This is a genomic window from Mycoplasma sp. 4013 (genome assembly GCF_054353875.1).
Genome location: NZ_JBTHHK010000013.1, coordinates 15,769 through 27,036, shown reverse-complemented (window position 1 = coordinate 27,036; position 11,268 = coordinate 15,769). Strand labels below are relative to the sequence as shown.

Annotated in this window: 11 protein-coding genes; 10 read left to right on the top strand and 1 reads right to left on the bottom strand. The window is 28.7% G+C overall.

Features of this window, described 5'->3' with window-relative positions; translation table 4 throughout:
- The 9 genes from ACXYRO_RS03750 to ACXYRO_RS03710 form a co-directional block, all read left to right on the top strand.
- Positions 1-540: transcription antitermination factor NusB (locus tag ACXYRO_RS03750; protein WP_458614355.1), on the top strand; the 540-nt coding region annotated here is incomplete at its 5' end.
- Complete coding sequence (locus ACXYRO_RS03745) at positions 530-958, top strand: hypothetical protein (protein ID WP_458597404.1); 429 nt, start codon at positions 530-532, stop codon at positions 956-958. The genes ACXYRO_RS03750 and ACXYRO_RS03745, both read left to right, overlap by 11 nt.
- Complete coding sequence (locus ACXYRO_RS03740) at positions 958-2,115, top strand: aminotransferase class V-fold PLP-dependent enzyme (RefSeq protein WP_458597405.1); 1,158 nt, start codon at positions 958-960, stop codon at positions 2,113-2,115. The genes ACXYRO_RS03745 and ACXYRO_RS03740 overlap by 1 nt, the downstream gene beginning before the upstream one ends.
- Positions 2,105-2,515 carry an iron-sulfur cluster assembly scaffold protein gene (locus tag ACXYRO_RS03735; protein ID WP_458597406.1) on the top strand — a complete coding sequence of 137 codons (411 nt, stop codon included), beginning with the start codon at positions 2,105-2,107 and terminating at the stop codon, positions 2,513-2,515. Before ACXYRO_RS03740 ends, ACXYRO_RS03735 begins: the two co-directional genes overlap by 11 nt.
- Positions 2,508-3,749, top strand: coding sequence for a Y-family DNA polymerase (locus tag ACXYRO_RS03730; RefSeq protein ID WP_458597407.1), 1,242 nt, complete (start codon positions 2,508-2,510; stop codon positions 3,747-3,749). Before ACXYRO_RS03735 ends, ACXYRO_RS03730 begins: the two co-directional genes overlap by 8 nt.
- A gap of 3 nt (positions 3,750-3,752) precedes the next feature.
- A complete protein-coding gene (locus ACXYRO_RS03725) occupies positions 3,753-4,832 on the top strand; it encodes a nicotinate-nucleotide adenylyltransferase (RefSeq protein ID WP_458614354.1) in 1,080 nt (359 codons plus the stop codon).
- 1 nt (position 4,833) lies between these two features.
- On the top strand, positions 4,834-5,577 hold the full coding sequence (locus ACXYRO_RS03720; protein WP_458614353.1) for a pseudouridine synthase: 744 nt from the start codon (positions 4,834-4,836) through the stop codon (positions 5,575-5,577).
- A 122-nt stretch (positions 5,578-5,699) separates the two neighbouring features.
- A complete protein-coding gene (gene gyrA, locus ACXYRO_RS03715; protein ID WP_458614352.1) occupies positions 5,700-8,285 on the top strand; it encodes a DNA gyrase subunit A in 2,586 nt (861 codons plus the stop codon).
- A gap of 6 nt (positions 8,286-8,291) precedes the next feature.
- Positions 8,292-8,780 (top strand): large conductance mechanosensitive channel protein MscL, encoded by a 489-nt coding sequence (locus tag ACXYRO_RS03710; RefSeq protein ID WP_458614350.1) that lies wholly within the window; start codon positions 8,292-8,294, stop codon positions 8,778-8,780.
- A gap of 37 nt (positions 8,781-8,817) precedes the next feature.
- On the opposite strand, the gene asnA is transcribed toward ACXYRO_RS03710, so the two are convergent.
- On the bottom strand, positions 8,818-9,798 hold the full coding sequence (asnA, locus tag ACXYRO_RS03705; RefSeq protein WP_458614349.1) for an aspartate--ammonia ligase: 981 nt from the start codon (positions 9,796-9,798) through the stop codon (positions 8,818-8,820).
- Positions 9,799-10,031: 233 nt separating this feature from the next.
- On the opposite strand from asnA, the gene ACXYRO_RS03700 reads away from it, so the two are divergent.
- On the top strand, positions 10,032-11,267 hold the full coding sequence (locus tag ACXYRO_RS03700; RefSeq protein ID WP_458614348.1) for a replication-associated recombination protein A: 1,236 nt from the start codon (positions 10,032-10,034) through the stop codon (positions 11,265-11,267).
- Position 11,268: the final 1 nt, after the last annotated feature.

The following is an 11,268-nucleotide window of genomic DNA, read 5'->3' as shown; positions in this document are numbered from 1 at the left end:
CATAAGGTGCTTGTTTTCATCCTTTTATACCAAAAATCAAGTAAATTATGATATAATAGCAAAATAAAATCATCCGAGGTAAAGATGGCAGTAAAAAATATTTCTAGGCATGCATTAAGAATAAAAAACATCGAAATTATTTATAAACATGAATTACTTGATATTACTTATAACCTTGAAGCTATTATTAATGAATTTCAAATAAATTTTGAACAAAAACTTTTCTTTATCAAGGTCAAAAATTCAGTTGTTTTTGTTAAAAAAATACTGCAGAAGTTATTAAACGAGGATTGACCGTGACAACGACTTAGTCCACTTATTCGTGCAATATTAATAAATGCGTGTGTAGAACTTTATTCTATACAACCAAAAATTGTAATAAATGAAGCCGTGATTATTACTAAAGAATATTTTGGACAGCCATCTAAGTCATACAAAACCTCTAATGACGAACTTTTATATCAATTTGTCAATGCTATTTTAGAGAATTTTTATAAAGCGGTCATTGTACTCGATTCTGAAAGCAGAAATGCAAACTAATGAAACTTTATTAAAATATATTTTTTTAAAGCATCAAAGTTTATTTAACTTTATATTCAAAACTTTTATTGATTTAGATGTTATTGAAAAATATGATTTATCGAAAATACAATGAATTGAAATTAAAAATAATTTTAATGGTTTTAATGCAACTATAAATAACTTTTTACAAGGTTTTATAGTTAAAAACACAAATAAATTAATGCTTAAAAACTTTTTTATCTATATGTTTTTACAACTTATTTATAAAAACAAAAATCATAAATTTATTAAAACATGTCCGTTTTTTGATGAAATTCAAAATGAGATAACTTTTAATAATAAAAAACGCAGTTATTACTATGATTTTTTAGATGAATTTAAAAAAATACCTAACTATAATATATTTTTGATTAAGATATTAAGGAGGTTGTTATAATGAATGACTGGATTCGTAAGCAATTCCCAATCCTTAATAAAATTACTTATTTTGACAGTGCTGCATTGGTTTTAAAACCGATTTCTGCAACAAATGCAATTTATAACTATTATAAAAATATCTCAATTTCTTCAAGAACAGCTGACACACCACTTGGAAATTTAGTGAATTCAAAAATTGCATCTGTTAGAAATAAAGTGGCGAAACTAATTGATAGTAAGGATCATGAAATAATCTTTACCAGTGGAACAACTGAATCTATTAATTTATTTGTGAATATGTTTTCGCATATATTAAAACCAAATGATGTAATTTTATTAAATGCTTTTAATCATTCTTCAAACCTTATTCCGTGAATTGAAATGTCAAAAAAAATAGGATGCAAAATCCATATTAGTAATAATTTACTTGAAGATTTGCAAACCTTTAAAAATGTTAAAATTCTAGCATTCGCTCAAGAAAATAACACATTTAATCAAAATTTTGATATCAAAAAAATATCACAAATAGCACATTCAAAGAATATTTATGTCTTTAACGATGCTGCACAATCAATTAGTCATCAAAAAGTTTCATTAAACGATTCAGATATCATTGTTTTTAGCACAAATAAGTTTTATGGTCCTACCGGTATGGGGGTTTTAGCGATTAAGGAAACACTTTTAAAGAAGTTAAAACCAGTAAAATTTGGTGGTGGTAGTGTTACAGAAGTTCATAAAGATGCATCATGGGTTTTAAAAGATACCATCAATGCATTTGAACCAGGAACCCCTGATATTGCAGGTTTTTTTATGTTTGATAAAGCACTTGAGTTTTTTGACAAAGTAGGTTATCAAAAAACTCAAGAAATTTTAAAAGATCTATCTTTTTATTTACATAGAAAACTGATGAATTTACCTAATATAACTGTTTCAAGTAAACCAGGTGATTTTATCGCATTAATTAATGTTAAAGGAATTAATGCACAAGATGTTGCAGGATATTTGGGAAGCAAAAATATTTATACAATTGCTGGAATCTTTTGTGCTCCTTATATAAGAAATATCATCAAAGAACACTCGTTTTTAAGAATTTCTTTAGGTATTTATAATAATTATTCAGATATTGATAAATTAATTGATGCTTTAGCAAATGGAGGTGATTTTTATGCATTTTAATCCGAATATAGCACGCGAAACGATAATGAATCACTATCTTAAACCAAAGAATAAAACAAAACTTGATACATCAAATGTTTTTTATAGCACTAGTTGTTCGGATAAGTTATTAGTTGATTTAAAATGGGATCAAAACATCCTAATAGATGCAAGTTTTGATGGGCACGGATGTGCACCTTTTTTAGCAGGTGCTGATATGTTTTTAGATGCTGTTAAAGGCAAAACAAAAGAACAAATCGACTTACTAGTAGATATTTTCACCAAATTTGTTAATGGTGAAAATATCAGTGATGAACATATGGATTTATTAGGTGATTTATGAGTTTTTTATAACATCAAAAGTCAACCAAATCGCATTCATTGCACCTTAATGATAACTAAAGCATTTAAAGATGTCTAGACCTTATATTTTTCACATTGATTTTGATTCATATTTTGTTTCTGCTATTAGAACTTTAAAACCTAATTTGCTTAATAAACCAGTAGCGATTGCAAATAAAGGAATCCATTCAGTTGCTGTTTCAGTGAGTTATGAACTTAGACAACTTGGTATCAAAGCGGGGGCAAAAATATCAGAAATATTAAAAAAAGAACCAAAAGCAATCATTGAACAACCTCGTTTTGATTTATATATTGCAACTTCAAATGCGATTTTTAGATATATTAAAAAGTTCTATGCTGATAAATTTGAAATCGGGTCAATTGACGAATGCTACATCCAAGTTCATAGCAGCATTGATAGCGATGAAAAAGCTTTACAACTTGCTAAAAGATTGCAAGATGATATCGAAAACAACTTTAAAATCCCTATTAGTATTGGAATTTCTAAAACTAAGTTTTATGCGAAAATGACAACTAATTTATTTAAACCAAAAGGAATTGCTGTAACTAATAGCAAAAACTATCAAGAACGCTTCTTTAGTCTACCGATTACTAAATTTCACGGTATCGGAGAAAAACTTGGTGATCACTTTAAAAACCTTGAAATAAATACCATTGGGGATTTAGCAACATTAACTTATAATGATATAAGACTGACATCAATTTTTAAAACATCCGGATTTAAATTCATAGATGCTTTAAATTATTTTGCTGATTCAGATGTTAGTGATGAAATTCCTGAAGTCAAAGGGATTAGTCACGATATCACCTTTAACAAAAAAGACATAAACACTGAAGATATTTTGCAAAATATAGCAATACAAGCACAAAAAGTATCAAGAAGGTTGCAAAAATTATATAAACTAGGTAATCAAATTAGCTTTGGTGTACGAACATTTAGTGATGGTTGAATCGCAAAACATATGGTAGTTGAAAAATTTATCAATGAAGCAGATGAAATTATTAAATATTGTAAGCAACTTTTTTATGATAATTTTTTAGATACCAAAATCATCGGAATCAGCATCCGTGTATCAAACTTAATCAATTCCTTTGAAAACTACCGTAGTTTAAGTATTTTAGAAACACCAAAAGCATGTAAATCTAACTACATTGTAGATCAAATTATTAATAAAGTGAATACAAAAATGAAAATGAAGAGTTTAAAAACTTTGGCGGACTATAACATCGAACGAATTAAAAAAAGAAGGGGACAATCTGATTCAATTGAAGTAGGTGTCTTTAAGAGGTAAATTATGAAAATAGGTATATATGGTGGTTCATTTGATCCAATTCACATTGGTCATATAAAACTTGCAAAATATGCAATTAAAGAACTCAATTTAGATAAACTACTATTTGTTCCGACTTTTACATCACCATTTAAGTCTAAAACAAAATTAGTTAAACCATATCAAAAAGCAGAAATGATTCAGCTGGTTTTAGAAGAGAAAATGCAATTATGTGACTTTGAAATTAAGCGAAATAATGTCTCATATACCATCGATACAGTAAAATATCTAAGGCAAAAATATCCTAATGATCAACTTTTTTTATTAATTGGTAGTGATAATTTACCAAAATTAAATAAATGAAAAGACATTGATATTATCTCTCAACTCACACAAATAACAGTATTTCGTCGTGATAAAAACATTAATAAAATTAACCTAAAAAAATATAATGGAATTTTGTTAAATAACCCCTTTTATGATTTTGCATCAAGTGATTTTAAAAACGGAATGCTCTCGCATGTAGATAAAAAAGTTTTAAACTACATTCAAAAAGATGGTTTATATTTAGAACAAATTATTCATAATAGTCTTTCTGCTTTGCGTGCCAAGCATTCTGTAGCAACAGCTGATTTTGCTGTCAAACTTGCTAAAGCTCATAATTATCCTGCTAAGGATGCTTATATTGCAGGATTAACACATGATATTGCAAAAGAATGGGATGTTAAAAGATCGCTGCAAGCAATTAAAGAGTTTGAACCAGATATTAAAGAAGAAAATCCGGCATTTTTACACCAAATCTGTTCATATATATGATTAAAGCATGGATATATGCTGCAAAATCAAGCCATTTTACAAGCTGTTCGTTATCATACCCAATTACATCCGAATATGAGCAAGTTAGATAAAATTATTTTTGTCGCCGATAAAATTTGTCAAGGACGACGTTTTACTGGAATTCAAAAAATACGAGATCTTGCGTTAACTAATTTAGATGCTGGCTTTAAAGAAGTTGTAAAACAAACCTATGATTTTAATATTTCAAAAGGTGTAAAATTCTCTAATGAATCACTAAATTTATACAACTTATATATGAAAGATTAAAATGGAAAAAATTAGATTACAAAAACTACTTTCACAAGCTGGAATCGCATCAAGACGTGAAGCAGAAACATTAATTGAAAAAGGTTATGTAACAGTAAATGGTATGGTAGCTAAATTAGGTGATAAAGCAGATTTTGGCGATAATGTGTTTGTGAAAAATAAACCTATATTTCAGCAACAAAAAGTTTATTATGTTTTAAACAAACCAACAAAAACTATTACAACTTTAAAAGATAATTTCAATAGACCTTCTGTGATAGATTTAATGAATGTTCCTTATAAAGTGTTCCCAGTAGGGCGTCTTGATTATGATACTACTGGAGCACTAATAATGACAAATGATGGTGATTTAGCAAATAAATTAATGCATCCAAAATATCAAATCCCAAGAGTGTATCGAGCTAGAATAAATGAAAAACTTAGTATAAAAGAGTTAAAAAAACTTAATTCAATAGTTAAAGTTAATGGAGTAAAAAGTGTGCAGGATGTTATCCCTTGCGGAAGCGATTCACCGAAAAGTTATTTTGTTGTTTTAACACAAGGAACATATCATCATGTTAAAGAATTATTTAAATTGGTAGATAAGTTAGTTATCAATCTAAAAAGACTTGAATATGCAGGAATCACAGTAGAAAAAATGCCAATTGGAACCTATCGACCACTTAGCTTAAAAGAAGTTAAGGATTTGAAAAATTTAGTAAGATTACAAGAAGAAAAATTGCAAAAAAGAGAAAATAATTCGTAATTTTCTCTTTTTTGCTTGTTCATAGGGACAAAAAAATGCTTAATTTTACCTGTTTATAATAACTTTAAACAAAAAATTGTGTATAATTTAATAAATTTATAATTTATTAAATTGGAGAGGATATGGCAGAAGATCAAGAGAAAAAAACAAAAATTAAAGAATATGACTATGAAGAAGATAACCACATCGTCTTTAAGAAAAAAGAACCAATAATAGAAGAAGACGAAGAAGAAATTCCGCAAAATAATGCAGAATATCAAGTTTCATCACAAATCATTAGTGAATCAAAAGACGGTTTGCATCCAATTCTAGTCGATGATGAAATGAAAACATCCTTTTTAGAATATGCAATGAGTGTTATTGTTTCTAGAGCGCTCCCTGATGTTCGTGATGGACTAAAACCAGTACACCGTAGAATTTTATATGATATGTCTGAATTAGGTATTACTCCTGGTTCACAACACCGCAAATCAGCCCGTATCGTAGGAGATGTACTTGGAAAATATCACCCTCATGGTGATTCATCGGTTTATGAAGCAATGGTTCGTATGGCACAGGATTTTTCAATGCGTTATCCGTTAGTTGATGGACACGGAAACTTTGGATCAATCGATGGTGACCAAGCTGCTGCGATGCGTTATACCGAAGCTCGTATGTCTAAGTTATCTGCTGAAATGCTAGAAGGAATAAAAAAAGAAACAGTTGATTTTGTGGATAACTATGATGCAAGCGAAAAAGAGCCTGCTGTACTTCCTTCTCGCTTTCCAAACCTACTTGTATCTGGTTCATCTGGTATTGCTGTTGGTATGGCAACCGAAATCCCTCCACATAATTTAGGTGAAACTATTGATGCTACAGTTGCTTTAGCCAAAAATCCTAATATTAGCACCAAAGAGTTAATGCAACATATAAAAGGCCCTGATTTTCCTACGGGAGCAATAATTTTAGGTACTCGTGGGATTATTGATACTTATGAAACAGGACGTGGCAGCATTATAGTTCGCTCTAAAACTAATATTATAGAAAAAGCGAATGGTAAATCACAAATTATAGTTTCGCAAATACCATATGCGATTAAAAAAACCACTTTAATTCAAAAAATTGTTGAACAACATAAAAATAAAGAAATTGAAGGAATTGCTGATTTACGCGATGAATCAAATCGCGATGGAATTCGCATTGTGATTGATATTAAGCGTGGCTTCAACCCACATATTATTTTAAATAAGTTATATCAAAAAACTTATTTACAGACTGCATACAGTGCTAATTTAGTTGCTTTAGTCAATGGTGAACCGAAACTACTTACATTAAAAACTGCTCTTAACGAATATTTAAAACATCAAAAAGATGTTGTTACCCGTAGATTAAAATTTGATTTAACCCGTGCCGAAGAACGTGCACATATCTTAGAAGGTTTAAAAATTGCTATTTTTAATATTGATGAAGTTATTGCAATCATTAAATCATCCAAAACTGATTTAATTGCACAAGAAAAGCTTAGTATGCGTTTTGAGTTAAGCGAAAAACAAACTAAAGCAATTTTAGATATGAATTTGCGTCGTTTAACAGGATTAAGTATCGAAAAAATGCAAGAAGAATTAAAAAATTTATTAACTGAAATTGCTCATTATAAAAATATATTAGCACACGAAGATAAATTAATTGATTTAATTATTAGTGAACTACAGGAAATTAAAGCAAAATTTAATGATGCTCGTCGCACACAAATTGATATTTCTGGTGCTGGTAAAATAACTGAAGAAGATTTAATCCCTGAAAATGATATTGTAATCACAACGTCAGTAAATGGTTATGTGAAACGTATTAACTTAGATGAATATAACACACAAAAACGTGGTGGAGTTGGTTCGGTTGCTATGAAAACATATAAAGACGATGATATCGCGATGATTATTCAAACAAAAACCCATACTGATTTATTGTTATTTTCAAATTTCGGTAGAGCATATAAACTTCGTGGACACCAAATTCCTGAAGGAACCAAACAAAGTAAAGGTGTTCCTTTTATAAATGTTTTAGAAACCTTAGATGTTAATAATGGTGAAAAGATTATTTCTATTATTAGTGTTGATGATTATGAGCAAAATCAATATTTAACTACTGTAACAAAGTTTGGTATCTTTAAGAAAACTGATATAGCTTCTTTTAAAGTTGTTCGTCGCAATGGACTTATTGCCTTCAAACTAGCTGATGCAGATGAATTAGTATGTGCATTCTTATCATCTGATGAAGATCATATTTTAGTTGCAAATAACTATCGTAATATTGCAATCTTTAAAAATGATGATATTCGAGCATTAGGTCGTAATAGCATCGGTGTAAGAGCAATAAAACTTGAAGAAAATCAATATGTTGTATCTGCTTCATCGAACCGTGATGGCAATTTAGTGCTTTCTCTTGGTTCAAAAGGTTATGGAAAACTTACTGATGAAGGTGAATATAATTTAACTAAACGTAATGTTAAAGGTCTTGTAGGAATTGATAATATAAAAGCTGGAAATCTTATTTATGCAGGATTTGTAAGTTTACAAGATGAATTATTGATAATTACTTCACAAGGGATAACTATTAGAACACAAATTACACAAATACCTAAATCATCACGTCAAACTAAAGGTTCTCGTATTATTAATTTAAAAGACAATGATGAAATAGTTGCAGTTGATGTAATTAAATTAAGATAGGAAGCAATGAATAAAAAAGATAAAAAGAAGTCTTTACTTTATGAATCATTTACAGAAGCATCGAAATTCTTTAAAAAAGGTAACTTAATTATACTTGCCGTTGGTTTTTTGGCTGGGACAGTATTTAATGCAGTAGTTTCTTCATTAGCAAACGATGTTATTATGTCTGCAATTGCACATAATATCCTTGGTGATAAATTTAAAGACTTAGAAAGTTTAGTGTGAAAAGGTATTAAATACGGGAAATTTTTAGGTGCAATTATTAATTTTGTAATCATTTCATTCACCTTATTTATTATGTTAATGTCATATTTTATAATAAAAGCTGGTATCAAAAGGTATAGATTAAAGAAAAATCCACCTGTTGCAGTAGAACCTGATGTAGTTAAACCTACCACAGATGAATTAATTTTAGAGCAACTGAAATTAATTAATCAAAATTTAAACAAAGAACCACAAAATCAACAATCAGATGTCGACGATCAATTAGAATAAAAATGTTTTTACCTATATCATAGGTAAAAACATATTTTTATAACAATTCAATACCTTTATCTTTCATTTCTTCGATGTGTTCTTTTGGTCAATAACTTGACTGAACTTCACCGATATGTGCTTTTTCAAGCAAGAACATACTTAAACGACTTTGACCGATTCCACCACCAATAGTTAATGGTAATTGATCATTAAGGATTTTATAATGAAACGGTGACAGTTTTAACAAGTCTTCTTTATCCATTTTCGATTGTCTTAACATCGATTCAGCATCCACGCGTATTCCCATCGATGATAACTCGATTGCTTTATCTAAAACATAAGAATACACCAACAAATCACCATTTAATTTTCAATCATCATAGTCAAATGCACGTTTTGAATGAACTATACCTGATTTAAGATTTTCACCTATGCTATAAACGAAAACAGCTCCCTTTTCCTTTACAATTACATCTTCACGTTGTTTAGGTGATAAATTTGGATATAAATCTTCTAAATCATGAGCACTAATAAAAAATAAGTTTTCAGCAAGTTTATCAGTAAGTTTTGGAAATTCTTCTTGCAATGCATACTTAGTAGCTTTAACAGCATCATAAATTTTACTTACAATCATTTTTAGAAAATTTAAATTACGATCACTACGGGAAATAATTCTTTCTCAGTCTCATTGATCTACATAATATGAATGAGTCGAATCGAGCTCTTCCTCACGACGGATTGCATTCATATCAGTATAAATACCTTCACCATCTAAATATTGATATTGTTTTAATGCATGACGCTTTCATTTTGCTAACGAATGCACAACTTCTAAGCGAACATTAGAATCTTTTGGATTAAATCAGACTGCCTTTTCACCTGATAGACCATCATTTAGTCCTGTTTTTGCATCTAAAAATAACGGTGCAGTTGCTCTAGTCAAGTTTAATGCTACCTTAATATTTGCTTGAAAAATTTGTTTAAGATCTTGAATAGCTATTTGTGTTTCTTTAATGTCTAATTTTGATTTATACATAGCAATTTAATTTTAAACTAATTTATTTTTGTTGATAATTTTTTCTTTATTTATGAACAATTTTACATCCATCGTTTTTTTAAAAAAACTAAAAATATACATAGTATGGCAATAATAAGTTCTATTTATACATTCGTTTTATTAAATTATCCACAAGTTTATACACAAGAAAAATAATTTTGTTCTTTAACACCTATAAAAATCAAAAAATCGTTATAATTATAAAATAATATATGAACAAAAATTTAGCAAATTTATTGAGACCACAGAAATTAGATGATATTGTCGGTCAAAATCATATTAAAAAATTGCTTAAGGAAGTAATTGAAAACAAAATTACTTCTAGTTTTTTGTTTTTCGGTGAAAGTGGAACAGGTAAAACAACAACTGCTTTTATTTTAGCAAATGAGTTAAATTTAAAAGCGGGGTATTTTAATGCATCGATTGATAATAAATCAGATTTAATAAAAATTTTAGATGATTGCGATGTTATAATAATCGATGAAATCCATCGTTTGAATCGTGATAAGCAAGATATATTACTATCTTATTTAGAGTTTGATAAAATAATTGTTTATGCTACAACAACAGAAAATCCTTATTTTAAAGTTGTTCCTGCTGTTCGTAGCAGAATGCAGATTTTGCAGTTTAATAAAATAGATGTTCAAGATATCGCTTTAACGCTAGAGAAAATTATAAAAGAAAATTATCCTTATTTAAAAATAAGCAAGGAAAATTTAGTCAATTTAGCAGCTTTTTCAAGTGGTGATTTAAGAGCAAGTATAAATAACTTACAATTACTTGCACTATTAAAAAAAGATGGAAAAGAAGTTAGTAAAAATGACTTAAAAACTATAATACCAAATATCAATTTTTATAGCGATAATAAACAAAGTGCTCACTATAATAACCTTTCAGCATTTCACAAATCACTTCGTGGTAGTGATATTGATGCTGCATTATATTATGGTTTTTTAATTTTACAAAGTGGTGATAATGATGGTTTGTTTCGAAGGATGCTTGCTGTTGCATACGAAGATATTGGATTAGCAAATCCAATGGTAGGTGCAAAAACTGAAGCAGCCATAAGAGTTTTTGAAAGACTAGGTATCCCCGAGGGGGAACTTGCTATTACATCAGCAATAATCGAACTTGCTTCATCTCCTAAAAGCAATTCCGTTGTTTTAGCACGTGATAAAGTTAAGCAAACCATTTTAAATGGTAACATTTACCAAATACCATCTTATTTAAAAGACTCACATTATAAATCTGCAGTAAAATTAGGTGATGGAATTGGTTATCAATACCCACATGACTATTTTAAACATTGAAATAATCAACAATATTTACCAAAACAACTACAAAATACTAAATTTTACATTCCAAGCAGCAACAAAAATGAACAAAACATTTTAGAATATTGAAACAATTTAAAAGCAGAATGAAAAAAACACTATAAAAAGGAGTAAT